A 25543-nucleotide genomic window follows, 5' to 3' on the forward strand; every position below is an offset into this window, starting at 1 on the left:
GCCGTTCCGCCGAGCCTTCGCAGCCAATGCGCAGGGTCTCAGCCCTTCCCTTCCTGTCGTGGGTTATCAGTGGAAAACCGTTCGCTCATCCAACGCCTGATCGCGAGGCCGGAATTCGGGCCGTTCGTGCTGCTCATCGTCGAAATCGCAGTGTTCTGGAGCATCAACCACGATTTCCTGTCGCCGCAGAACATCTCCAACACGCTGGCCTTCACCGTCGAGCTCGGGCTGATCGCGCTGGCCATGACGCTGTTGATGACATCTGGCGAATTCGACCTTTCGGTCGGCTCGCTGTTCGGCTTTTCGCCGGTGCTAATGTGGACGCTGTTCAACAGCGGCCTGACCTCGCTGGAAGTCGGCTTCCTCGCCGCGCTGCTGGTCGCCGCTCTCATCGGCCTGGTCAATGGCTGGTTCGTCACGCAGCTCAAGATCCCGTCCTTCCTGGTGACGCTCGGGATGCTGCTGGTGGTGCGTGGCACGGCTTTGTTCGTCACCGACGGCTTTCCGCAACGCACCTGGAGCGCGGAAGGCAGCTGGCTTGCCGAAGCGCTGGTCGGCGATTTCTTCATCGGACCGTTCCGCATCTACATGTCGCTGTTCTGGTTCATCGCGGCGGCAGCGATCCTCGGCTACGTGCTGACGCAAAGCCGCACAGGCAACTGGATCCAGGCGGCAGGTGGCAACCCGAACGCCGCTCGCGCGCGCGGCGTCAACGTCAACGGCGTCAAGATCGGCCTGTTCATCCTGTCGTCGCTGATGGCTTCGCTCGCCGGCGTCATCTCCTCGCTGCGCACCTCAGCCGCCAACCCCAACAGCGGCACCGGCTACGAACTCGAAGTCATCGCCATGGTGGTGATCGGCGGCACCGCGCTGACCGGCGGCCGCGGCACCATCATCGGCACAGTGCTCGGCATCCTGATCCTGCGCGTCATGCGCAACGGCATCGTGCTGATCGGCGTGCCCGGTCTCGCCTATAACATCTTCATCGGCGCCATCATTCTCGGCATGATGGCGCTCCATTCATGGCTCGAACGCCGGCATCAGGCAGGGACTTGAGAACCATGGCTGAACCGCTCATCCGTATGACCAATATCAAGAAGTCCTACGGGCGCGTGCAAGCGCTCGAGGACGCCAATTTCCATGTCAACGAAAGGGAGATTGTCGGCCTGCTCGGCGACAATGGCGCCGGCAAATCCACACTGATCAAGGTGCTGTCGGGCGCGGTGCCACTGACCAGCGGCGACATCTTCATTCGCGGCAAGAAGGTCAATCTGCGCTCGACCAGCGACGCCATCGCGCAGGGCATCGAGACCATCTACCAGGACTCGGCGCTGGTGACGCAGCTGTCGATCGCGCGCAATCTGTTCCTCGGCCGCGAGCCCATCAAGCCACCGCGCTTCTTGAACCGCATGGATCAGGAGGCGATGAATGTGGTCGCCCGCGATCTGCTGAAGCAGGTCGGCATCTCCAAGAACATCCCGCCGACGACGCCGATCGGCTCGCTGTCGGGCGGCGAGCGGCAGGCGGTCGCCATCGCCCGCGCCATGCATTTCGACAGCGACCTGATCATACTCGACGAGCCGACCAACAATCTCGGCGTCGCCGAGACGCAAGGCGTGCTGAGCTTCGTGCGCAACGCGCGCGATTCCGGGCATTCCTGCATCTTCATCGCGCACAACATCCACCACGTCTTCCAGGTGGTCGACCGCATCGTCGTCATGCGCCGGGGCAAGGTGGTGGCCGACGACATCGACCCGAAGAAGACCACGGTCGCCGAGGTGGAGCGCATCATCACCGGCATGTCGGACAAGGAAATCCGCGACGCCATCGTTGAAGGCAAGCCATCGCACGGCTGAACCGTCTTCGCGCCGTCTGGCACGGAAACGCATCCGCTCTAACTCGTTGTGGAGCATGATCTTTCGGACAAAACGGTTCCCGTTTGTCCGACAAAACCGGTTCCCACTTTTCGGGATCATGCTCTATGACTGTGACCATGAAAGCCACCGTTTCGGACATAGCCAGGAGTTGCGGCCTGTCGACTGCGACCGTCGACCGGGTGCTGAACAACCGCGCCGGCGCAAGTGCGGCCAACCGGCAGCGGGTGATGGAGGCGGCCAAGCAGCTCGGCTATCTGCCCGTGGTCGACCAGGTGACGCTGCCGTCGCGGCCGGCGCATCTGGAATTCTTCCTGCCGCTCGGCGCCAACGGCTTCATGATCGACCTTGCCGGCCACATCGAGGACTATGCGGCGCGGCTGCCGCTGGTCGCCTCCTGCCGCATCCATAACCTTGCCGGCATCTCGCCCAACGCGCTCCAGGCGGCGATCGAAAATATCTCGCTGAAGGCGAACGGCGTCGGCGTCATCGCCGTCGACCATCCGCGAACGCGCAACATATTGCGCGATGTGGTCGAGGCCGGCATCCGGCTCGTCACGCTGGTCTCCGACGTTCCGGCAGCGCCACGTTCGGCCTATGTCGGCATCGACAACCGCGTCGCCGGGCGCACGGCGGCGCTGTTGATGGGGCGCTTCCTCAGCGGCCGCCAGGGTCATCTGGCGATGGTTGTCGGATCACGCTCCTATCGCGGGCACGAGGAACGCGAAATGGGCTTCCGTTCGGTGCTGGCAGAGGAGTTTCCCAACCTGACCGTCACCAGCGCCGTCGAGATCAATGATGAGCCGGAGGGCAGCTATGCGGCGACGATCCAGGCGCTGCACAACGAGCCGGACCTGCTCGGCATCTACTGCGTCGGCGCTGGACGCTCAGGTGTGGCCCGCGCCCTGCTTGAAGTCAGGCCAAAGAAGAAGCCGGTGTTCATCTGTCACGACCTGACGAAGGAAACGCGCGGCTATCTCGTCGACGACCTCGCCGATGTCGTCATCGACCAGAATGCGCGGCTGATTGCCGAGCAATCGGTAATCCGCCTGCTCGGCTCGATCGCGTCTTCCGCGCCCTATCTGACGAAGAAGTTCATCGAGCCGCGGCTGATCTTCAAGGAAAATGTGCCGGTGCAGTGAATTTGCGCCGTGGCGGCTTGTCTATTTGTCCGACAAGTCGGGGTAGCTGCCGCAAATCTGCACAGCAGCTATGCATCTTTTATAGTTGCCGAATCATTAAGCAACTCGTACGTATTGGTGGTCGGCCATCTACTCCTCCCAGATGCGATGCCGGCGTTGAGTGCGGTGCACCTCCTCCCGCGCCGTATTCGAAATCAAGCCCGCTGCCACCTCCTCCCGGCAGCGGGCTTTTTCTTTCCCAAATGAATTTGAAGCCGCCGAGCAAGGTCTCGACAAACGGCCGGGCTGCTCACCCGGATGGCCAGCGGCGATGCGGATCGCTGCTGCGCATATGGGAGCAGCGCCCGAAAATTCTGGCCGTCAGTGCGCCCGGAAAGAGCTGATCAGGCTTTCCGCCATACGCACGAACTGCGCGCTGGGGCCTTCGGCGCCCATCGCCTGCACGCTGACGCGCGCGCCTTCGAACAGCAGCGACAACGTATCGGCGAGAAGCTCGGCCTGACCGATGCCGGCATCGCGGCACAGCGCAACGAGACGATCGCGCTGGGCGCCCTTGAGTTCCTTGATCACACTTCTCGCCGGATGGTCCAGCTCAGTCAGTTCAACGGCGGCGTTGGCCATGTCGCAGCCGCGGCTGTCAGCGGTAAGCATGCCGGCGACCTTGTGAACCCAGGCATGCAGTTGCGCCAGCTTGTCGCCGGGATGCTCAGCCTCGAACTCGTCCCAAATCGCCGCGCCCTTGGCGGCCGAGGCGCGCAGGCACTGGACGATCAATTCGTCCTTGGACTCGAAATGACGGTAGAGCGTCATCTTGTTGGTGCCGGCGGCTTCCGTGATGGCGTCGACGCCGACGCCCTTGATGCCATGCTTGTGAAACATGTCCTGCGCCGTTTCCAGGATTCGATCCCGAGGGCGCACACGATCCGTAGTGCCGTCTGCCATCGCAGTCTCCTTGTCTCCCTAAAAATTCGGTTCACCTCTTGACTAGGGTGTTACCGGTCTGTAACTATCCAGATGTTACTTACTGGTAACACCTATGTCGGCTTCCGTCAATAACAAGGCCGTGAACTGGTCCTGCCAGACCAGGATGGGTGAAAAACTGAAAATCATGCGGCTCCGGCCGGTGAAGTGATGAAAACGGTTCGCGATCATTCGATGCGAATCGCTGGAATGGAGACGCTCCAATGTCGCAGCGCAAGGATTTGACCATCGATGAAGCCATCCGGGATCCGATGATCCGGCTGGTGATGAAGGCGGACCGCGTCAACCCGCGCGCCTTCGAAGCGATGCTGAGGACGGTAGCCGATGAGCAAGGCCTCAGCGGCCCGGCGCCCTCTTCGTACTTTTTGCAGGACCCGGGCTCAGTGCGCAGCCGGCGGCTGGCTCGGTCCGCCCATTCTTTTCAAGAGGCCCATTCGTTTAAAGAGGCATGCGTGTCGTGGTAAACTTTTTCATCCATCGCCCGATCTTCGCCTCGGCGATCGCCATCATCATGGTGCTCGCCGGGACGATTTGTTATTTCCTTTTGCCGGTCTCGCAGTTTCCCGACATCACGCCGCCGCAGGTTGTGGTCAGCGCGCATTATCCGGGCGCCAGTGCGCAAGTGGTCGCCGATACGGTGACGACGCCGCTGGAGCAGCAGATCAACGGCGTCGAAGGCATGACCTACATGTCGTCGTCGAGCTCCAATGACGGCTCCTCGACCATCACCATCACTTTCGATGTCGGTTATCCCCTGAGCACCGCTGCGGTCGACGTGCAGAACCGCGTCTCGCAGGCCGCCTCGTCGCTGCCGGCAATCGTCAACCAGGGCGGCGTGACGATCAAGAAGCAGAACCCGAACTTCGTTCTCATCGTCAACCTGACCTCGCCGGACAATTCGGTTGACCCGGTGGCGCTGTCGAACCTTGCCTATCTGCAGATCGTCGATCCGTTGAAGCGGCTGCAAGGCGTCGGCGACGTGCAGATCTTCGGCGAGCGGCGCTATTCGATGCGCGTCTGGCTCGACCCGGACAAGCTCGCCAATCTCGGCATCACCGCTGTCGACGTCCAGAACGCCATCTCGGAACAGAACGTCCAGGTGGCGGCCGGCAAGATCGGTCAGTCGCCGGCGCCCGCCGGGACCGCCTTCGAAATGCAGGTCAACGCCGTCGGCCGCCTGAGCGACCCGAAGGAATTCGGCGACATCGTCGTGCGCGCCAATACGGACACCGGTTCGCTGGTGCGGCTGCGCGACGTCGCCCGCATCGAACTCGGAGCGCTGCAATATTCATCGTCGGCCTTCTTCGGGAAGGACCCGACCGTGGTGCTCGCCGTCTACCAGATGCCCGGCTCCAACGCGCTCGATCTGCAGCAGCGCGTCAAGGACAAGATGCAGGAGTTGTCGGCCCGTTTCCCCAAGGGCGTTTCCTATGCCATGCACTACGACACGACGCGCTTCGTTTCGGCCTCGATGCATGACGTTCTGATCACGCTCGGCGAAGCGCTGTTGCTGGTCGTGGCCGTGGTGTTCATCTTCCTGCAAAGCTGGCGCACGACGATCATCCCTACCATCGCCATTCCGGTGTCGCTGGTGGCGACGATGGTCGTCATGGAGATGCTTGGCTTCTCGCTCAACATGCTCTCTCTGCTCGGCATGGTGCTGGCCATCGGCCTCGTCGTCGACGACGCCATCGTGGTGGTGGAAAATGTCGAACGACAATTGGAGGCCGGGCTGAAACCGCTGGCGGCGACCAAGGCCGCCATGGCCGAGGTCACCGGACCAATCATCGCCACCACCGCGGTGCTGATGGCCGTCTTCGTGCCGGTCGCCTTTATTCCCGGCGTCTCCGGCAAGCTCTACAACCAGTTCGCGCTGACGGTGGCGATCTCGGTCGGCATCTCGGCCTTCAACTCGCTGACGCTCAGCCCGGCGCTGAGCGCCGCCTTCCTGCGCCATCGCGGCGAGACGCAGTTCGCGCCGTTCCGCTGGTTCAACACGGGCTTCGACAAGCTGTCACATGCCTATGCCCACGGTGTGCGCATCCTCATCCGGCTGCGCTGGATCATGCTCGGCCTGTTCGCCGCCGGACTGGTCGCCACCTACTTCGTCTGGCAGAAGCTGCCGTCGACCTTCCTTCCAGTGGAAGACCAGGGCTACTTCTTCGTTGTCATCCAGCTGCCTGACGGCGCGTCGCTGGAACGCACCGACGCGGTGGCGCAGAAGGCGCGCGACATATTGCAGGCGACGCCCGGCGTCGACATTGTCGGCTCGATCAGCGGTCTGAACTTCCTGACCAGTGCGGCGCAGTCGAACTCGGCCGTCGAGTTCGCCATCCTGAAGCCCTGGGAAGAGCGCGGCCCCGACCAGAGCGCATCGAAGCTCGTCGCCGACGTGCGCGGCAAGCTGATGCAGATTCCCGAAGCATTCGCGCTGTCCTTCGATCCGCCTTCGATCCCGGGTATCGGCACCACGGGCGGCTTCGAATTCGTCGTCGAGGATCTTACCGGGCGCGGCAGCCAAGCCCTCAACGATGCGACGCAGGCCGTCATCGCCGAGGCGCGCAAGCAGCCGGAAATCAATCCGCAGCAGTTGTTCTCGCCCTTCTCGACCTCGACGCCGCAGTTCAACTACGACCTCGACCGCAGCAAGGCCAAACTGCTCGGCCTCAACCTGCCCGATGTCTTCAACACGCTGCAAATCTATCTCGGCTCGCTCTACGTCAACGATTTCAACCTGTTCGGCCGCACCTTCCGGGTGACCATCCAGGCCGACAAGGATGCACGCGCGGGTGCGGCCGATATTTCGCGGCTCTATGTGCGCAATGCGTCCGGGGGCATGGTGCCGCTCTCGACGCTGGGCAAGCTGGTGCCGTTTGTCGGCCCGGAAACCGTGCCGCACTACAACAACAACGCCTCGGCCACGATCAATGGCGGCGCTGCCCCCGGCTTCTCGTCAGGCCAGGCAGTGGCCGCGATGGAACGGGCCGCTGCCACCGCTCTGCCCAGGGATTTCGGTTTCGAATGGACCGGCATCACCTTCCAGGAGCTCAAGGCAGGATCGATCGCGTCGGTCGTCTTCGGCCTTGCCATCGTCTTCGTCTTCCTGATCCTGGCGATGCAGTATGAAAGCTGGGCGATGCCGTTCATGGTGCTGCTGGCGGTGCCACTGGCCCTGTTCGGCGCCTTCGCAGCCCTGTTCCTGCGTGGCATGCAGATCGACGTCTACTCGCAGATCGGCTTCGTCATGTTGATTGGTCTGGCGGCCAAGAACGCGATCCTGATCGTCGAGTTCGCAAGGCGACGGCGCGAGGAAGGCTTGAGCATTGTCGACGCCGCGATGGAAGCCGCGCGGCTTCGGCTGCGGCCGATCCTGATGACGGCCTTCGCCTTCATCCTCGGCGTGCTGCCGCTGATGTTTGCGACAGGTGCGGGTGCTGCAAGCCGGCAGTCGATCGGCACCACCGTCTTCGGCGGCATGGTCGCAGCCACAATCCTGTCGCTGGTGTTCGTGCCGGTCTTCTACGCGGTGATCGAACAGCTGCGCGAACGCCGCGAGCGCAGCGAACCTGCCGCACAGGACCAGGACCATGGTGACCAGGACAATAATGAACCGACTGCCGAACCAGCGCCCGTGCGACTGGCCGAAGCAGCCGAATAGAATTGGAGACAAAAATGCGTAAATGGAAAATTGCTTTGGGAACGGCCGTCGCCCTGGGGGCGATCTCGGTGGCAAGCGTTCATCTCCTCGACATGGCCAATCTCAGCCTCAATGCCGGAACGGCGGCAGCGACGCCGGCGCCAGAGGCATTCGTGATGCCGGTGCCGGTGGCAAGCGTGGTCAAGAAGACGATCCCGATCTATCTCGACTACGCCGCCCGCATCGAGCCGATCCGCAGCGTCACCTTGCAGGCCCGCGTGCCCGGTTATCTCGAGGAACAGACGGCTGAGGACGGCGCGGACGTGCGCAAAGGCGACCTGCTCTACAAGATCTCGCCTGACGACTTCCGGGCGGCGCTCGACCAGGCCAAGGCCGAGGTCCAGCGCGACCAGGCGACGCTCGACTATGCACGTTCCAATCTCGGCCGCGGCTCCGAGCTCGCCAAGAGCGGCTACCTCGCCAAGGATGGGTTCGACCAGCGCACCAGCACCTTGCGCCAGGCCGAGGCCTCGCTTGCCGTCAACCAGGCCGCGGTGCGGACGGCCGAGCTCAATTTGAGCTATGCCGAAATCCACGCCCCGTTCGCCGGCCGCGTCGGACGCAACCAGGCTTCGGTCGGCACGCTGGTCAGCGTCGCCGGCACGGTGCTGAACACGCTGGTGCAGCTCGACCCGATCTACGTCACCTTCAATCCGAGCGAGACCGATCTGGCCGAGATCGAGCAGGCCCGCGCGGCCGGCCCGATCGAGGTCGAGGTGCTGCTGCCTGGCCAGACCGAAGCCAGCCAGAAGGGCGAACTCACCTTCATCGACAACACGGTCGACCACTCGACCGGCACGATCACGGCGCGCGCCACCATCGGCAATGCGAAATTCTCGCTGCTGCCGGGCCAGTATGTGCGCGTTCGGCTGCATATCAAGCAGCTGCCCGACGCGCTGATGGTGCCGCAGGTGGCGCTGGGTTCGAGCCAGCTCGGCAAATATGTCTATGTCGTCGGCAAGGGCAACACGGTCGACCAGCGGATCGTGTCGCTTGGCGCGACCAGTGGCGACCTCGTAGCCGTCCTCAGCGGCGTTGCCGAAGGCGACCAGGTGATAACGGGCAATCTGCAGAAGATCGGACCAGGAATGCCGATCTCGCCCTTGCCCCAGGAAAAACCGGCCAGCTGATAACCCCCATCGGCCCCGGTTCTGTGACGCCCTCGGCGCCCACGCCGAGGGCGTCGTTTTGCTAAGCTGCACCTGTCGCAATATCGAGCTTGGCAACAATGCCCTCTGGCTGACGCGGCGTTCATAGCGATAGTATCGTCGAAGAGCATCCTCCTATCGGCACACCGACGAAAGAAGGCCCATGGCAGCAAGCACGACGGCTTTGTACATCGATTGCACTGGCCTGACGGTCTATATGACACGCGACGCCTTGCGGAAACTGGCCGATGAGTTGTCAAGGATAAGCGAGGCACCACCTCAAGAGTGTTTTGAGGTACATGTGCGAAGCGCTTTTTCTGAATTTGATGAGAATGACAATTATTCAAGCCCGGCTTTGAGGTCTGGCGACGGACTGGCTGCCATGATCGAGGGGATGCATGCCGGGGCTGTCAAAGATGCAATCGAAAGAGGCGAAGAATCGGCCGAGGCCCTGCCTTCTCCGTTCGAGCTGACTTTCATGCATGTCAGCCCAGAGGCGGTCGAGAAAGTGGCAACGCAGCCTGACGACTAGGCGGTTGCCGATTGAAACGCCCCGGCAAAGGCGGACGTCACGGTGGTGTTTTGCCAAGCAGCGCGAGTAATCCGGCGATATCGGCGCGTTCTGCCTTCGCCGGCAGCATGAAGGCGCAATAGGGCTGACCGAGCCGCACGGAGACCTGTGAGAGCGCGATCAGGCGGCCGGCTTTCAGATCGGCGCTCGCCATCGTCTTCTGGCCAAGCGCGACCCCCAGCCCCAGCCTCGCCGACGATATCGCCAGGCTGGACAGGCCGACACGGCGGCCATGCGAGGGGTCGGGCGCGCGGTTGCCGCCGACGGCAGCGAACCAGTCCGCCCAGCTTGGATGCGAGGCGTAGTTGGGACCCCAGTTGGTGTGGATGAACTGGCTCTCATGCATATCCGCCAGGACGTCGCCGTGGCGCTTGAGGAAATCGGGCGACGCGACCGGCAGCACCTCGTCATGTACCAAACGCACCATCCGCAGCGCCGGATAGTGATAGTCGCCATAGGAGATGCGCAGGTCGATGTTCTGGCGCACGACATCGACCGGATCGTCCTCGACGCGGATGTCGATGGCCATTTGCGGGAAGCCGTTGAGCAGTTCCGCCAGCCGGGGTGCCAGCCACAATTCGGCCAGCGAGAACGGTACGCTGACGACGAGACGGGGCCGCACACCACCTTCCAGCATGCGCCGGCCGACCGCCGCTATGTCGCCCAATGCCTTCGCCGTCTGCGGGTAGATGGCATGGCCGGCATCGGTGAGCGTGATGCGGTTGCCGTTGCGCACGAAAAGCTGCTTGCCGAACCAGCTTTCAAGATTGCGTATCTGCTGGCTGACGGCGGCGGACGAGACGCCGAGTTCAGTGGCGGCGAGCGTGAAGGAGCCGGCGCGCGCGGCGACCTCGAAGGCCCGCACGGCGTTCAAAGGCGGGAGCTTTTCCATACCGCTTCCTCAATTTTTTCTTGTGCAATCCTAATAATTTTCCGCGTTGAGAGAAAGATTTCTTTGTCGTCTTCTGGCTTCGAAACCGGAGCATTTGACGATGAAAGACATTCTCGATCTCGACCGCTACCCGCTCGACCGCGAAGGCAGCCCTGGATGGCAGCGCCTGGTGGACAGTTCCGTCGCCGCGCTGGAGGCCGACGGCATGTTCAACCTCGAAGGGTTCTTGCGGCCCGGCGTGGCCGAGAAGGCGGTTCAGCAAATCCAGCCGGTGATGGCGGCGCGCTCGCACGTGCACAAGCGCATGCACAACATCTATTTCAAGCCGGACCTTCCCGAACTCGCTCCGGATCACCCTGCCCTGCGCAAGGTCGAGACCATCAGCCACACCGTCTGCGCCGACCAGATCCCCGGCAGCACGGTGCTTGCCATCTATGAATACGAGCCGCTGCTGCGTTTCCTGGCGGCGGCGATGGGCAAGAGCCGGCTGCACGTCATGCAGGATCCGCTGGCGCGCACCAATGTCATGGCCTATCGCGCCGGCGAAGCGCTGAACTGGCATTTCGACCGTTCGGAATTCACCACCACGCTGTTGCTGCAGGCGCCGGAACGGGGTGGCGATTTTGAATACCGCACCGATCTGCGGTCGGACGACAACCCCAACTACGATGGCGTTGCAAAGCTGCTCGAAGGACGCGATCCCGAGGCGAAGATCCTGCGCCTGAAGCCAGGTACGCTGAATGTCTTTCGCGGCAAGAACACCGCGCATCGCGTCACCACAGTGCAGGGCGAGCGCGAGCGGATGATCGCGGTGTTTTCCTACTATGAGAAACCAGGCGTAATGTTCAGCCCCGAAGAGCGGGTCGGCTTCTACGGCCGGGCGGCCTGAGCCGGGAGGCCAGCACACATCCGGCTTCCAAAATTCCCGCAACTGCCTCTTGTAGGATTGTCGACAATCTGCTTGTCTTATTCCCGGCTTTCACTGGAGTGGCGACATGGCCAAGCTGGATTTCAGTCCGATCGCGGATACGACACGCCGCGCCGAGATCGTCGCGCTGCTCAGGCGAGCGATCCTGACCGGCCAACTCGAACCCGGCCAGAAACTCAACGAACTCAGGATCGCCGAGCAGATGCGGGTCAGCCGCGCGCCCTTGCGCGAGGCGATGCGCGAGCTGGTGCAGGAAGGCATCCTCACCAGCATCCCCTATGCCGGCACGTTCGTCATCGACGTCACTGCCAAGGACATTGACGACGCCTACTCGCTGAACAAGGTGCTCGACGAGTTCGCCATCGAGCGCACCTGGAAGCTGCGCGACCAGCGCTTCTTCGACGAGCTCGACCGCCGCCACGAAGCGGTGAAGCAGGCGACGCGCGCGCGCGACACCACGCGCCAGATCGAGACCGCGCTGCAACTGCACGGGCTGATTTATGAATGGGCCGACAATTCGGTGCTTCTGGAGACATGGCAGCGGCTGACTAGCCGGCTGCAAATGTATTTCGCCCTGCACCAGCAGGCGCGCAAGGAAGCAGTGCCCGCCGAAGATGTCCACGAGACCTATGTGCGGCTGCTGAAGGGCGCCGACATGCGCGCCGCCCAGCGCCATGCGCGCGAACATATCGACCTCGATTTCGAGGAACTGCTTGCCTATGCGCGCGGCCTCGAAAAGCGCGGATCGAAGGGCGCCTGACCCCCTTACCAGCAAAAGACAACGGACAGACAAAGTGCAGATCAAAACCATCAAGGCCTATCATGTCGTGCAGCCCTTCGTGGACGGGCCATACCGCATGTCCAAGGGGCGGGTTGCCGACTGTTTCGACGCGGTGATCGTCGCCATCACCTCCGACAGCGGTGTGACCGGCTGGGGCGAGATGGCGCCGCTCGGCAATTTTTATTCGGCCGCGTTTCCAACGGGTACGCGCGCGGGCGTTCCGGAGATCGCGCCGCATCTGATCGGCCAGGATCCGCGTGGGCTGGCCGGCATCGGCCGGCTGATGGATACGGTGTTCAAGGGCCACCCTTACATCAAGTCGGCGCTCGACATGGCCTGCTGGGACCTGGCCGCGCGCGCCGCCGACGTGCCGCTGGTGACCATGCTTGGCGGCCGCGAAAGCGATATGGCCGAGACCTACCGCGTCGTCACCCATGGCACGCTCGACCAGATGGCGGCGCTAGCCAAAAGGATCATCGCGGAGGGCTGCCGCCGTGTGCAGGTCAAGGTCGGCGGCAATGTGCATGATGACATCGAACGCGTCGGCACGGTCGCAGCCGCGGTGCCGAAAGGCACCGTCATTTTCTGCGACGCCAATGCCGGCTGGACATCCTATCAGGCGCGGCAGTTTGCCGACGCCACGCGCGGCATCGACTACACGTTCGAGCAGCCCTGCACATCGATCGAAGAGAACATGGCGGTGCGCCGCATGCTGGACAAGCCGATGGTGCTGGACGAGAGCGTCATTTCGCTGGAGGCGATGCTGGAGATTCATCGCCTGGGCGCGGCCGACGGGCTAACGCTGAAAATCTCGCGGCTGGGCGGCGTGACCAGGACAAGGCAGATCCGCGACGTCGCCGTCGACCTCGGCTTCATGATCACCGTCGAGGACACCGGCGGCGCCGAGATCGACACGGCGGCGATGGCGCATCTGTCGCTGTCGACGCCGGCTGAGCGCCGGCTGCATGCCATCGCCTTCCATGAATGGGTCACGGTGCGCACAGCCAGAAACGCTCCGCCGGTCACCGGCAGCCATATGGGCATTCCCGACGGGCCCGGCCTCGGCATCGATGTCGACCCGAGCCTGCTCGGCGACCCCTTCTTCGAGATCGGCTCAAGATGAAGATCAAGCGCATCAAGGCAACGCCGATCAACTATCGTCTGGAAGCGCCCTACGTCTGGGTGTTCGGCGAACTCGACGGGTTCTCGCCGACCATCGTCGAGGTTGAGACCGAGGACGGGCTGGTCGGCATCGGCGAAGCGCCGACGCCAGGCGCCGCAGCGATCATCAACGATGTGCTGGCGCCACGACTTGTCGGCCGCGACGCCTTCGACATTGCCAGCGCCGAGGAGGTCTGCCTGCCCTTCTGGAGCGGCGTTCAGTCGGTCAACGACCGCACCCGCATCATGGCCTTCGGCGCCATCGAGGTGGCGCTGTGGGACCTGCGCGGCAAGGCGTGGAAGCAGCCGCTCTACCAATTGCTCGGCGGCGCTGTGCGCAAGGACATTCCCTTCACCGACTATTTTTCGCTGCGTGGCGATGGTGCAGAAGTGAAGGGTGAGAAGACGCCCGAAGAAGTCGCCGACTATTGCGTCGAACTCAACGAGCGCTTCGGCACCACCTTCTTCGAAGGCAAGTTCTCGACGCATGATCCGAAACTCTCGCTGAAGATGGTCGAGCTAATCCGCAAGAAGCTCGGCGACGACGTGATGATCCGCATCGATTCCAACCAGGCCTATTCGCTGGCCACGGCGCGCCAGCTAGTACGGCCGCTGGAAGAGCTTGGCGTGCGCAACTGGGAAGACCCGGTGGCGAGCATCGAAGAGATGCGCGAGCTGCGCCGTCACACCTCCATCCCGTTCTCGACCCACAATATCGACATTGCCCGCGCCATGGAGCTGAAGGTGCCGGACGCCTTCGTCGGCAACCCGACCGCGCATGGCGGCATCGGCCGCATGCAGCGCTTCGTCGGCGCCTGCGAGCACGCCGGCATCGACTACTGGTGCTACAGCGGCGACACCGGCGTCGGCAGCGCAGTCTACCTGCATCTGTGCGCGGCGCTCGGCTGGATCCGCGAGCCCAACCAGTCGCTGTTTCGCATGCAGCCGATGGACATCATCGAGCAAGGGCCGTTTTCGCCCCGGAATAACGTCGTGGCCGTGCCGGAAGGCCACGGCCTCGGCGTGACGCTGTCGCAGGACAGGCTCGCCGCCTGCCATCGCGACTTCGTCGAGAACGGGCCATGCAACAAATACCACGATCCGGAAAAGCCCGGCACCTATCGCCGGCTGCCGCTGAGCTGAGCGGGTTTCGGTTCGGAATTTGCGTCAAAACAACGAGGAGTGATCACACAAGCCGACAAGAGACGGATACAACAACAGAAGCCTGGGGCTCGTGGCAACGATCACAAGCGCGCGGGACGGACGGGTAAAAAGCAGATGCCTCGCAAAGTCCGGCCCGTCCTCATAATGGACCGGATGGAGCGCGGAAAATCGCATGCTACAGTCCCGGCCGAGAGACATTGTTGACGCCCGGACAAGGAGAAACTCCACGGAATTTCGTCAGCCACAAACACACCAACCAACTACAAAAACACAGGGGAAAGGGTAGAACCCATGATCAAGAATTACCGCCTTCTCGACCTCATCCGGCGCCAGCGCACGCCGCTCGAAAACCACCTGATCGACGGGCTGGTTGATGGCCGCGTCAGCCGCCGCGAGTTCATCCGCCACGGCAGCCTGCTCGGCCTGTCGCTGCCGCTGCTCGGCGGCATCACCACGGCAGCCGGGCTCAGTGGCATGCCCTCGCTTGCCCGCGCTCAAGGCGCGCCCGGGGCCACCATCCGGGTCGCCAGCAGCGTGCCGGCCGCGGCGATCGATCCGGTGACCATTGCCGACGCCGGCGGCCTGCTGGTGATGCAGCAAGTGGCCGAATTCCTCTGCGTCGACGGCCCCGACCTGGTGCTGCAGCCGGCGCTGGCCGAAAGCTGGAAGCCGAACGCCGACGGCACGGTGTGGACGTTCACGCTGCGCAAGGGCGTGAAATTCCACTCGGGCGGCGAGATGAAGGCCGAGGACGTGGTGGCCAGCATCGACCGCCTTGCCGATCCGGCGAATTCCTCCAACGCGCTGTCGGTGTTCAATGGTATCCTGAAGAAGGGCGCCTCGAAGAAGGTCGACGACTACACCGTCGAATTCCATCTCGACGCGCCGAACGGCAACTTCCCCTACATGCTGTCGTCGGACAATTACAACGCCGTTATCGTGCCGGCGACCTACAAGGGCGACTACGAAAAGAGTTTTGACGGCACCGGCCCGTTCAAGATCGAAAAATACACACCGAAGGTCGGCGCTTCCTTCGTCCGCAACGAAAATTATTGGGGGCCGAAGGCGCTGCCGGAGCGCACCGAGTTCACCTTCTTTGCCGACATGCAGCCGATGATCCTGGCGCTGCAAGGCGGCCAGGTCGACATCATCAACCAGATGCCGGTGCTGTCAGGTGTGGCGCTGCTCAACGATCCGAACGTCGACATCATCAGCCTGAAGTCGTCGGCGCATCAGCAGCTGCATATGCACTGCGATGAGGGCCCGACGAAGGACGCCCGCGTGCGCCGCGCCATCGCGCTCTGCCTCGACCGCGAGAAGCTCGCCGCCGGCCTGATGAAGGGACGCTCCGCACTGGGCAATGACAGCCCGTTCGCCGCCGTCTACCCCTCGACCGACACCAGCGTGCCGCAGCGCAAGCAGGACATCGCCCAGGCCAAGCAGCTGATGGAAGCCGCGGGCGTCGGCCAGGGCTTCAAGATGACGCTCACCACCGAGCGCTATCTGGAGATCCCGGAATACGCCCAGCTCGTCCAGAACTGGGTCAAGGAGATCGGCATCGAGCTCGAGCTCAACATTCTCGACCAGGGCGCCTATTATGGCGATGCCGTGTTCGGCAAATCGAACTGGCTGGATTCGGCGATGGGCATCACCGATTACGGCCACCGCGGCGTGCCGAATGTGTATCTGGCGGCACCGCTGAAGAGCGAAGGCACCTGGAACGCTGCGCACTTCAAGAACAAGGACTATGACGCGCTGGCGACCAGCTACATCGCCGCCCTCGACCTTGAGGCGCAGAAGGCTGACGCCGGCAAGATCCAGAAACTGCTGCTCGAGGAAACGCCCGTCATCTTCGGTTATTTCTACGACTATCTGACGGCGACGGCGAAAGGCGTGACCGGCGTACAGCCGACGGCGATGTCGCAGCTGTTCCTCGACAAGGCATCGAAGGCCTAAGGGAAGGGAAAGCCTATCCTCTAACGGCCAGCTCCCGCATGGGAGCTGGCTAGCCAAGGAGTCTCAGCCATCCTAGCCTTCCTCCTCCGGCGTGTGTCGCTGTCGCTCGTCACGCTGTTCCTGCTCTCGATCATGGTGTTTCTGGGCGGCCAAGTGCTGCCCGGCAATGTCGGGCGCGCCATACTGGGGCCGTTCGCCGACCAGCGCGCCGTCGATGCGCTCAACCACACGCTCGGCGTCGACCGCCCGCTGCTCACCCAGTATGCCAGCTGGATCTGGAATTTCATCCAGGGCGACATGGGCACGTCCTACATCTTCCGTTCACCGGTGGCGCCGTTCGTGCTGGATGCGCTCGTCAATTCGATGAAGCTCGCCGCGGTCGCGTTCGTCCTGGTGGTGCCGATCGGGATCCTCGGCGGCGTGATTGCCGCGCTCAACCTCAACCGGCCGCTCGACCGCATCATCAGCCTCGGCGGCCTTTCGGTGACGGTGCTGCCGGAGTTCGTCACCGGCATCATCCTGATCCTGATCTTCGGTGTGTGGCTCCGCTGGCTGCCGATCTCGGCGGCATGGCCGAAGGGCGCCGGCTTCTTTACCCAGCTCTACTATTTGATCCTGCCGTCGCTGCCGCTGTTTCTGGTGCTGTTCGGCTACATCGCCCGCATGGCGCGCTCCGGCATGATCGAGGCACTCGATTCCGACTATACGCGCACGGCGGTGCTCAAGGGCCTGCCGTGGCGAACGGTGATCTGGCGGCATGTTCTGCGCAACGCGCTGCTGCCGACCATCACCGTCATCGCGACCCAGACCGGCTATCTCATCGGCGGCCTCGTCGTCATCGAGACGCTGTTCCGCTACCAGGGCATCGGCTCGCTGATCTTCACCGCCGCGCGCGGCAAGGATTTCCCGATCCTCGAAGCCGGCATCCTGACCATCGGCATCGTCTATGCGGTGGCTACCCTTGCTGCCGACTTTCTCTATTCCGTGCTCAATCCGCGAATACGGCTGGGGACAGACCAATGAGTACGACCGAAACCCTCCCGTCGACCGACACTGCCGCCCCGCGCGGCCCATGGGCCGAAGTGTTCTTCTCGCTGTTGCGGTCGCCGACTTTCCTCGTCGGCCTCGGCATCGTGCTGTTCTGGGTCGCCTGCGCCTTGTTCGGCGAGCACTTCGCGCCCTATGACCCGCTTGCCGACGACATCATCAACGCGCTGGCGCCGCCTTCGGGCGAGCACTGGTTCGGCACCGACCAGATAGGCCGCGACGTCTTCTCGCGTGTCATCGTCGGCTCGCGCGATATCCTGACGGTTGCGCCGCTGGCGACGCTGCTGGCGACCGTGGCCGGCACCGCGCTCGGCCTCTTCACCGGCTATTTCCGGGGTATTGTCGACGACATCGTCAGCCGTATCCTCGAAGCCTTCATGGCTATTCCCGTGGTCATCGTCGCACTGTTGGCAATCGTCGCGCTCGGCACCTCCAAGGCAACGGTGATCGTCGTCATCGGCCTGAGCTTCGCGCCGATCATTGCGCGGACCGTGCGCTCGGCCGTGCTTGCCGAACGTGAGCTCGACTATGTGGCCGCAGCGCAGCTCAGGCATGAGAGCGCATTCCATACGATGTTCGTCGAGATCCTGCCCAACGTCATTCCGCCGATCCTGGTCGAGACCACCGTGCGGCTCGGCTATGCGATCTTTGCCGTCGCCACGCTCTCCTTCATGGGCTTCGGCATCCAGCCGCCCTCGCCCGACTGGGGTCTGTCGATCTCCTCGAATTACGGCATGATCGGCGGCGGCTTCTGGTGGACGGTGCTGTTCGATGCGCTGGCCATCGCCTCGCTGGTGATCGGCGTCAACCTTGCGGCCGACGGTGTCCAGGGGGCGCTCAATGACTGAGACCAACGCTCTGGAACTCCACGACCTCTCCGTCGCCTACCGCGTCAACGGCCGCAACCGGGCGGTGCTGCGCAATCTCAGCCTCAACATCAAACAGGGCGAGGCCTACGGGCTGGTCGGCGAATCCGGCTGCGGCAAATCCACGGTGGCGCTCACCGTCGTGCGCTATCTCCCGCGCAACGGCTCCATCACTGGCGGCGCGATTTCGCTCGACGGCCAGGATGTGATGAAGCTCGATGCTGAGGCGCTCAGGCGCGCCCGCGCCGACAGCGTGTCGATGGTCTATCAGGACCCGGGCAAGGCGCTGAACCCGTCGCTGCGCATCGGCCGCCAGCTGACCGAGATTTTCGAGCTTGGCGGCGTCACCGGACAGGCGGCGGAAGACCGCGCCATCGCCATGCTGAACCGGGTGCGCATTTCCGATCCGAAGAGCGTCATGCAGCGCTATCCGCACCAGCTTTCGGGCGGCATGCAGCAGCGCGTGGCGATTGCCATGGCGCTGGCCAACGATCCGACGATGCTGATCCTCGACGAGCCGACGACCGGCCTCGACGCCACGGTGGAAGCCGAGGTGCTCGACCTGATCGCACAGCTCAGGCAAGAACTGTCGGCCTCGATCCTGTTCATCAGCCACAACCTCGCCGTCGTTTCCAACATGTGCGACCGGGTCGGCGTGCTCTATGCCGGCATGCTGGTCGAGGAAGGGCCGACGGAGAGCGTGTTCAGCGATCCGCGCCATCCCTACACCGTGGCCTTGCTGCGCTGCTTGCCGCGCGGCGGCCAGCGCAAGGACCATGGCCGGCTCGACACCATACCGGGCTTCCTGCCCGGCATCGGCGCCACCATCAAGGGCTGCGCCTTCGCCGATCGCTGCGCGCTCGCCACCGACCGCTGCCGCACCGAATTGCCGCCGCTCTACGATCTCGGTGGAAGACTGTCGCGATGCCACTATCACGAACAGGCGCAGGCGCTGCCCCGCGCGACGCCGAGCGATGTCACGGCCCCTGCCCGCAAGGAGGCTCCGGCTGTTCTGCGCGTCGACGGACTGAACAAAACCTATGCCAGCCATGGCCATGCGCTGCGGGCGGTGAAGGATGTCTCGGTCAGCCTGCGGCCCGGCGAGACGCTCGGCCTTGTCGGCGAATCCGGCAGCGGCAAGACCACCTTCGCGCGGCTGCTGCTCGGCCTCGTGCCCCCTGATGAAGGCGGCATGATCGAACTCGAAGGCAAGCGGCTGGCGCCCAGCCTCGGCAGCCGCAGTGACGACCAGATCAAGGCGATGCAGATCGTCTTCCAGAATCCGGATTCCGCCCTCAACCGCTCGCATTCGATCCGCCACCTGATCAGCCGGGCGTTGAAGCGGCTGGCCGGCCTGAAGGGTGCTGCACTGCAGGCCAGGCTTGAAGAGCTTGTGCGCTCGGTGCGGCTGACCGACCGGCATCTGGCCGTCAAGCCGCGCCAGCTGTCGGGCGGGCTGAAGCAGCGCGTCGCCATTGCGCGCGCCTTTGCCGGCGAGCCTCGCATCGTCGTCTGTGACGAGCCGACCTCGGCCCTCGACGTCTCGGTGCAGGCGGCGATCCTCAATCTCCTTGCCGACCTGCAGTCGAAGGAAGATGTCAGCTACATCTTCATCTCGCACGACCTTGGCGTGGTGCGTTACCTCTCCGACAAGATCGCCGTGCTCTATCTCGGCCGCATCATGGAACTGGGGCCGTCCGAGAATGTCTTTGCCGGGCCGCACCACCCCTATACGGAAGCGCTGCTGTCGGCGGTGCCCAAGCTCGACCAGGCGGAGACGTCGCGCATCCGCCTCGATGGCGAAATCCCGAGCGCCACCAACCCGCCGACGGGCTGCGTCTTCCACACGCGCTGCCCGCGCAAGATCGGCGCGATCTGCGAGGAACGGGAGCCGCCGCTCAGCGAAGCCCAGCCCGGCCATTCGATCCGCTGCCATATTCCCTATGCGGAGCTGGCAAGGCTGCAGGCGCCTAGCTAAGCAGCCAGTGCCAGCCTGAGGGCTGGTTAACCCCGATAACCCTCCGCCATGCTGAAGACGCGATCACCTTCGGCAAAGCCCTCGCCCGGCGTCCAGTCATTGGCCAGCGCGCGCAATCCATCGAGCGCGACGTTGAGGGTGTCCGACGAAAGCGGGTTGGCGGGATAGGCGAGATAGATCGGCCGCTGGAAAACCGGCGCGTCCTCGATGCGCCGCATCTCGCCGCGCTCGATATGACCGCTGACGGCGCTGAGCGGCAGATAGGCCGCCGCCTGCTGCGACAAGACATGCTGCAGCCCGATGAAGACCAGTCCTGCCGAGATGGCCGGCTTGACCATGCCGGCAAAGGCGCGGTCGTGCTCGATACGGTATTCCAGCCCCCAGTCCATGAAGATGTAATTCTCGGTCCAGGGCCTGGTCTGCGCGGCATGCTGGACAAGAACCACCTGGTCGACCGCAAGCGTTTCATAGACGACGCCGGGATGCGGCCTGGGCAGATAAAGGATGCAGATGTCGAGCAGCCCTTCGGCCAACTGGTCGATCGTCTGGTCGGGGAATGAGCCTTCCAGCCTCAGCGCCACATTTGGCCGCCTTTCGCGCATCCAGGCGATCCAGGACGAGGTAATGCGGTCCCACAGATAGGCGGGAGCAGTGAGCCGCAGCAGCGTCTCATAGCCATCGGGAACGGCGATGTCCTGCCGCGACTGCTCCCAGGTGCGGGTGATGGTGGAGGCGTGCGGCAGGAACTGGCGGCCGGCCGGTGTCAACGTGACGCCATCGCGGTCGCGCACGAAAAGGCGGCGCCCCAGCTGCTCCTCCAGACCCCTGATCCGCGCGCTGACGGTGGACTGGGCGAGGTTCAGCCGGCTGGCGGCGACGGTGAAGCTGCCATGGGTGGCAACCTCGAGAAAACTGCGCAGATTTTCGGTGTCCATGATTTGGCTCCGCCATCGAAAGTTTCGATGGCCCCCATCAAAAAATATCGCTTTCCGGCCGAGGTCAACAGTGACCTATTTGGCAAAGCCCCCACAAACCCTAGGGAAGTCCGCCATGCCCAGGCTTTTCCGCACCAACGATACAGCCCGCAAGCATTTAAGCGCCATCGAAAATTCCGCTGTCGACGAGTTGCTGGCCGGCCGCATCGGCCGGCGCGATTTCCTCAGGCACGGTAGTTTGCTCGGCCTGTCGCTGCCATTCCTCGGCGGCATCGTTGCGGCGGCCGGCTACGGCACACAGCCGGCCCGCGCCGAGGGCAAGCCCGGCGGCACGGTGCGCGCCGGTATTGCTACGCCGGGCGGTGCTATCGATCCCGTCACCTACTATGACAGCGGCAGCTACCAGCTGGTGTTCCAGACCGCCGAATTTCTCTGTGTCATCCAGCCGGACCTGACGCTGAAGCCGGTGCTGGCGGAAAGCTGGTCGCCGAACGAAGACGGCAGCGTGTGGACCTTCAAGCTGCGCAAGGGCGTGAAATTCCACAATGGCGAGGAGTTCAAAGCCGACGACGTCGTTGCCACTTTCGACCGGTTGGCCGATCCGGCCGGCGCGTCCAACGCGCTGTCGGTGTTCAAGGGCTTGCTGTCGAAGGGCGGCACGCTGAAGGTCGACGACCACACCGTCGCTTTCCATCTCGATGCGCCCAACGGCAGCTTTCCATATTCGGTGTCGATCGACAATTACAACGCCGTCATCCTGCCGGCGAGCTACAAGGGCGACTACGAAAAGACCTTCGAAGGCACCGGCCCGTTCCGGCTGGAGAGCTACACGCCGAAGGTCGGCGCTACCTTAGTGCGCAATCCTGATTATTGGGGCGAGAAGGCGCTGCCCGACCGGCTCGAATTCAAATTCTATGGCGACGTGCAGCCGCGCATCCTGGCGCTGCAGGCCGGCGAAGTCGACCTGCTCGACGCCGTCCCGCTCGATGTCAGCCAGGTGGTGGTGAACAGCCCCGATATCACGGTTCTGCGCGTTGCCTCCACCGCGCATCGCCAGCTGCATATGCGCTGCGATATGGCGCCGTTCACCGACAAGCGCGTGCGCCAGGCGCTGGCGCTCTGCATCGACCGCGCCAAGCTGGTCGACGGGCTGTGCCGCGGCATGGCGGCGACCGGCAACGACAGCCCGTTCGCGCCGGCCTTCCCGGCCACCGACAAGTCGATCCCGCAGCGTGCGCAGGACATCGCCAAGGCCAAGCAGTTGACGGAAGCTGCGGGGCTCGGCGGCGGCTTCGACATCACGCTGACGACGCTGCGCTATTCCGACATTCCCGGCTATGCGCAACTGTTCCAGAATTTTGCAAAGGAGATCGGCGCGCGCATCGCGCTCAACATCGAGGACCAGGACAAATATTACGGCAAGGCGGTGTTCGGCCAGTCGGACTGGCTGGACAGTCCGCTCGGCATCACCGACTACGCGCATCGCAGCGTGCCGAATGTCTTCTTGAAGAGCCCGCTGGTCAGCGACGGGCCGTGGAATGCGGCACATTTCAAGAACCCGGCCTATGACGGCATGGTCACCTCCTACCTGAAGGCGCTCGACATCGGCGCGCAGCGCAGTGCGGCGTCCGACATCCAGAAGCTGCTGCTCGACGAGACGCCGGTCATCTTCAGCTATTTCCCTGACCTTCTGGTGCCGGTGCGCAAGAATGTCAGCGGCCTGCCGCCGATTGCCGCCGGCCTGCTGCTCGATCGCGTATCCCTGGGGTAGAGAATCCGGGCCGAAGGCTGCGCCGGCAAAAGGCGGAAACGTCTTTTGCCGCGAGACCTTCGGTCCGGTCAGACCCCGATCCATTCCTAGGTGCAGGCCATGCGCCAACGTCAGGCCACGAAAGACAAGAAACGGGAGACTACCATTCGCAAGCCTCATTTGCGCGGTCGCGGACCGCATTTTCCGGTACTCGACCAGATCGTCCAGTACGAGTCCGAGCCAGGCTATGTCGCCTTCACCATGCCGACGCTGAAACGGCTGCGGGTGCAAGTCGGTTCGATGACCGTCGCCGACACCACCAGGGCGCTGGTGTTCTACGAGAGCGATCATCTCCCGGTCTATTATTTTCCGATCGAGGATGTGCGCGAGGAGTTCCTGCTGCCCTCGAAGACGACGACGGAGGACCCATACAAGGGTACCGCCACCTTCTACTCGCTCAACACCGGCATCACCCTGGTCGAGGATGGAGCCTGGCGCTATCTCGATCCGGCCAAGGGCTGCCCGCCGATTGCAGGCTACATGTCGTTCGTGTGGAGCAAGATGGGCCACTGGTTCGAGGAGGACGAAGAGATCTTCGTCCACGCCCGCGATCCGTTCCGCCGGGTCGACTGCCTGCCCTCGTCGCGGCGGGTGCAGGTTATCCTCGACGGCGAGCAGGTGGCTGATTCACGCCGCGGCGTGTTCCTGTTCGAGACCGGCCATCCGGTACGCCACTATCTGCCGATCGCCGACACCAGGCTCGATATGTTCGCGCCCAGCCGCTACATCTCGCGCTGCCCCTACAAGGGCATCTCCAACTACTATCACGTGACGACCGCCACCAAGCGGCACGAAAACCTGGTCTGGTACTATCCCGAACCGGTGCACGAGGCCGAGCGCATCAAGGGCCTGGTGTGCTTCCACCACGAGCTGGTCGACAAGATTTTGGTCGACGGGGTGGAGATTTCGAAGGAAGCCACGGCGGCTTCCAGCGGGTATTTCTGAGGCGGCAACGGACGCGAGAGCGCAAAGGCGTCCTCGTCGCGATCCTTCACACCCCCTCTGTCCTGCCGGACATCTCCCCCCGCAAGGGGCTAGATTAGCCGTCGCGTCGACTTTCGTTTTTTTGACATTGCAGGAGCGAGCGGAGCGCCGGTGCTGCCGATCTCCCCCCTTGCGGGAGATGTCCGGCAGGACAGAGGGGGCGCTGTCCCGCCAACTTTCAAACGGTTCTCCTGCCAGCCCTCTTTTCCCGGTTGAAATATTTTTCAAATGGAAATAGGAATGTTCAAAATGATGGTTTGACGCAGCAGTGCGTCACGACTGGAGGAAGCGATATGGCCCATCCGCAATTTGCAGCGGAACTTCTGCAGCGCGCTGAAGCCCAGGGGCCTATCACCATCGGCCTGGCCGGCGCCGGGCAGATGGGCACCGACATCGTCGTCCAGGTCGCGTTGATGCCGGGCATGCGGATCGGTGCCATTTCAGAGGTACGGCCACAAGCGGCGATCGATGCCGCACTGCTGGCCGGCCATGACCGCTCCGACATCGTCCAGGCGGCGAATGCCTCGGCCATCGACCGCGCCATCGAGGCCGGCAAGATCGCTGTCACCGAGGATCTGCACGCGCTGGCCGCGGCCGGCCGTATCGACGTCATCATCGACGCCACCGGCAATCCCAACATCGGCACGCTGTTTGCGCTTGAAGTGATGAAGAACGGCAAGCACATCGTCATGCTCAATGTCGAGGCCGACATCACCATCGGGCGTTTCCTGAAGGAGGAAGCCCGCAAGGCCGGCGTCGTCTACACGGGTGCCGCCGGCGACGAGCCTGCATGCACGCTTGAGATCATCGGCTTCGCCCGCAGCCTCGGCTTCAACATCATCGCCGCCGGCAAGGGCAAGAACAACCCTCTGAAGTTCGACGCCATGCCGGCCGACTACGCCAAGGAGGCGGCCGAGCGCAACATGAATGCGCGCATGCTGGTCGAGTTCGTCGACGGCTCCAAGACCGCGATCGAGATGGTGGCGATCGCCAATGCCACCGGGCTGGTTCCCGACGTGCCGGGCATGCATGGCCCGACCGCGACGCTGGAGGAACTGGCCAGCGTACTTTGCCCACGCGAGGATGGCGGCGTGCTGCACCGCAAGGGCGTGGTCGACTATTCCATCGGCAAGGGCGTGGCGCCCGGCGTGTTCTGCGTCATCGAGACCAGGCATCCGCGCGTGATGGAGCGCATGATCGACCTCAAGGTCGGCAAGGGACCCTATTTCACGATCTTCCGGCCTTACCACCTGACCAGCCTGGAAGTGCCGCTGTCGGCGGCGCGCGCCGTTGTCTACAAGCGCGCCGACATGGAGCCGCTCGACCATCCGGTGGCCGAGGCGGTGGCGGTGGCCAAGAGCGATCTCGGCGCCGGGCAATCGCTCGGCATGATCGGCGAGACCGACTATCGCGGTTTCGCCATGACCTGGGAGGACGCGCGCGCCAAGGGTGCGCTGCCGCTGGGGCTTGCCGAACGGGCCAAGGTGGTCAAGCCGGTGAAGACCGGCGACTTCCTCACCTATGAAAATTGTGTACCCGACGATTCGATGGTGATAACGCAGATCCGCCGCCGTCTCGACCAGTCGGACGGACGGTTCGTGACCAACGCCGCCTGAACCTTCGGGATC

21 protein-coding genes are annotated in these 25543 nt (G+C 63.5%); 18 read left to right on the forward strand and 3 right to left on the reverse strand.

The window, feature by feature from the left end; all coding sequences use genetic code 11:
• Positions 1-69 precede the first annotated feature (69 nt).
• The 3 genes from ACWGTI_RS08775 (at position 70) to ACWGTI_RS08785 (ending at position 3016) form a co-directional block, all read left to right on the forward strand.
• Positions 70-1056: an ABC transporter permease gene (locus ACWGTI_RS08775; protein ID WP_454586734.1), complete on the forward strand. Its 987-nt coding sequence runs from the start codon at positions 70-72 to the stop codon at positions 1054-1056.
• Between the two features lie 5 nt (positions 1057-1061).
• A complete protein-coding gene (locus tag ACWGTI_RS08780) occupies positions 1062-1856 on the forward strand; it encodes an ATP-binding cassette domain-containing protein (protein ID WP_112565680.1) in 795 nt (264 codons plus the stop codon).
• A gap of 137 nt (positions 1857-1993) precedes the next feature.
• Positions 1994-3016: a LacI family DNA-binding transcriptional regulator gene (locus tag ACWGTI_RS08785; protein ID WP_454586735.1), complete on the forward strand. Its 1023-nt coding sequence runs from the start codon at positions 1994-1996 to the stop codon at positions 3014-3016.
• Positions 3017-3376: 360 nt separating this feature from the next.
• On the opposite strand, the gene ACWGTI_RS08790 is transcribed toward ACWGTI_RS08785, so the two are convergent.
• Entirely contained in the window at positions 3377-3958 is a 582-nt protein-coding gene (locus tag ACWGTI_RS08790) for a TetR/AcrR family transcriptional regulator (protein ID WP_454586736.1), read from the reverse strand.
• A 242-nt stretch (positions 3959-4200) separates the two neighbouring features.
• Here ACWGTI_RS08790 and ACWGTI_RS08795 point away from each other — a divergent pair, with 242 nt between their 5' ends.
• From ACWGTI_RS08795 to ACWGTI_RS08810, 4 genes are all read left to right on the forward strand, one after another.
• Positions 4201-4461 (forward strand): hypothetical protein, encoded by a 261-nt coding sequence (locus tag ACWGTI_RS08795; protein ID WP_454586737.1) that lies wholly within the window; start codon positions 4201-4203, stop codon positions 4459-4461.
• Positions 4446-7655, forward strand: coding sequence for an efflux RND transporter permease subunit (locus ACWGTI_RS08800; RefSeq protein WP_454586738.1), 3210 nt, complete (start codon positions 4446-4448; stop codon positions 7653-7655). The genes ACWGTI_RS08795 and ACWGTI_RS08800 overlap by 16 nt, the downstream gene beginning before the upstream one ends.
• 14 nt (positions 7656-7669) lie before the next feature.
• Positions 7670-8824: an efflux RND transporter periplasmic adaptor subunit gene (locus ACWGTI_RS08805; RefSeq protein WP_454586739.1), complete on the forward strand. Its 1155-nt coding sequence runs from the start codon at positions 7670-7672 to the stop codon at positions 8822-8824.
• A gap of 181 nt (positions 8825-9005) precedes the next feature.
• On the forward strand, positions 9006-9374 hold the full coding sequence (locus tag ACWGTI_RS08810) for a hypothetical protein (RefSeq protein ID WP_454586740.1): 369 nt from the start codon (positions 9006-9008) through the stop codon (positions 9372-9374).
• A gap of 37 nt (positions 9375-9411) precedes the next feature.
• On the opposite strand, the gene ACWGTI_RS08815 is transcribed toward ACWGTI_RS08810, so the two are convergent.
• A complete protein-coding gene (locus ACWGTI_RS08815) occupies positions 9412-10305 on the reverse strand; it encodes a LysR substrate-binding domain-containing protein (protein ID WP_454586741.1) in 894 nt (297 codons plus the stop codon).
• Between the two features lie 100 nt (positions 10306-10405).
• Between ACWGTI_RS08815 and ACWGTI_RS08820 the strand changes: the two genes are divergently transcribed.
• The 8 genes from ACWGTI_RS08820 to ACWGTI_RS08855 all read left to right on the forward strand — a co-directional run bounded on the left by ACWGTI_RS08820 (position 10406) and on the right by ACWGTI_RS08855 (position 20186).
• Positions 10406-11194 (forward strand): HalD/BesD family halogenase, encoded by a 789-nt coding sequence (locus tag ACWGTI_RS08820; RefSeq protein ID WP_454586742.1) that lies wholly within the window; start codon positions 10406-10408, stop codon positions 11192-11194.
• Positions 11195-11300: 106 nt separating this feature from the next.
• Positions 11301-11993, forward strand: a complete 693-nt coding sequence (locus ACWGTI_RS08825) for a GntR family transcriptional regulator (protein ID WP_454586743.1) — start codon at positions 11301-11303, stop codon at positions 11991-11993.
• A gap of 34 nt (positions 11994-12027) precedes the next feature.
• Positions 12028-13137, forward strand: coding sequence for a mandelate racemase/muconate lactonizing enzyme family protein (locus ACWGTI_RS08830; RefSeq protein ID WP_454586744.1), 1110 nt, complete (start codon positions 12028-12030; stop codon positions 13135-13137).
• Positions 13134-14318, forward strand: coding sequence for a mandelate racemase/muconate lactonizing enzyme family protein (locus tag ACWGTI_RS08835; protein WP_454586745.1), 1185 nt, complete (start codon positions 13134-13136; stop codon positions 14316-14318). Before ACWGTI_RS08830 ends, ACWGTI_RS08835 begins: the two co-directional genes overlap by 4 nt.
• A gap of 312 nt (positions 14319-14630) precedes the next feature.
• Positions 14631-16295: an ABC transporter substrate-binding protein gene (locus tag ACWGTI_RS08840; RefSeq protein ID WP_454586746.1), complete on the forward strand. Its 1665-nt coding sequence runs from the start codon at positions 14631-14633 to the stop codon at positions 16293-16295.
• Positions 16296-16364: 69 nt separating this feature from the next.
• A complete protein-coding gene (locus tag ACWGTI_RS08845) occupies positions 16365-17318 on the forward strand; it encodes an ABC transporter permease (RefSeq protein WP_454586913.1) in 954 nt (317 codons plus the stop codon).
• Positions 17315-18190 (forward strand): ABC transporter permease, encoded by an 876-nt coding sequence (locus ACWGTI_RS08850; protein ID WP_454586747.1) that lies wholly within the window; start codon positions 17315-17317, stop codon positions 18188-18190. The genes ACWGTI_RS08845 and ACWGTI_RS08850 overlap by 4 nt, the downstream gene beginning before the upstream one ends.
• Positions 18183-20186 (forward strand): dipeptide ABC transporter ATP-binding protein, encoded by a 2004-nt coding sequence (locus tag ACWGTI_RS08855; RefSeq protein WP_454586748.1) that lies wholly within the window; start codon positions 18183-18185, stop codon positions 20184-20186. The genes ACWGTI_RS08850 and ACWGTI_RS08855 overlap by 8 nt, the downstream gene beginning before the upstream one ends.
• 26 nt (positions 20187-20212) lie before the next feature.
• On the opposite strand, the gene ACWGTI_RS08860 is transcribed toward ACWGTI_RS08855, so the two are convergent.
• Entirely contained in the window at positions 20213-21121 is a 909-nt protein-coding gene (locus ACWGTI_RS08860; protein ID WP_454586749.1) for a LysR family transcriptional regulator, read from the reverse strand.
• Positions 21122-21236: 115 nt separating this feature from the next.
• On the opposite strand from ACWGTI_RS08860, the gene ACWGTI_RS08865 reads away from it, so the two are divergent.
• From ACWGTI_RS08865 to ACWGTI_RS08875, 3 genes are all read left to right on the forward strand, one after another.
• Positions 21237-22892, forward strand: coding sequence for an ABC transporter substrate-binding protein (locus tag ACWGTI_RS08865; protein ID WP_454586750.1), 1656 nt, complete (start codon positions 21237-21239; stop codon positions 22890-22892).
• Positions 22893-22991: 99 nt separating this feature from the next.
• Positions 22992-23876: a DUF427 domain-containing protein gene (locus ACWGTI_RS08870; RefSeq protein ID WP_454586751.1), complete on the forward strand. Its 885-nt coding sequence runs from the start codon at positions 22992-22994 to the stop codon at positions 23874-23876.
• Between the two features lie 332 nt (positions 23877-24208).
• On the forward strand, positions 24209-25531 hold the full coding sequence (locus tag ACWGTI_RS08875; RefSeq protein ID WP_454586752.1) for an NAD(P)H-dependent oxidoreductase: 1323 nt from the start codon (positions 24209-24211) through the stop codon (positions 25529-25531).
• Positions 25532-25543: the final 12 nt, after the last annotated feature.

Source organism: Mesorhizobium sp. ArgA1, assembly GCF_053714375.1.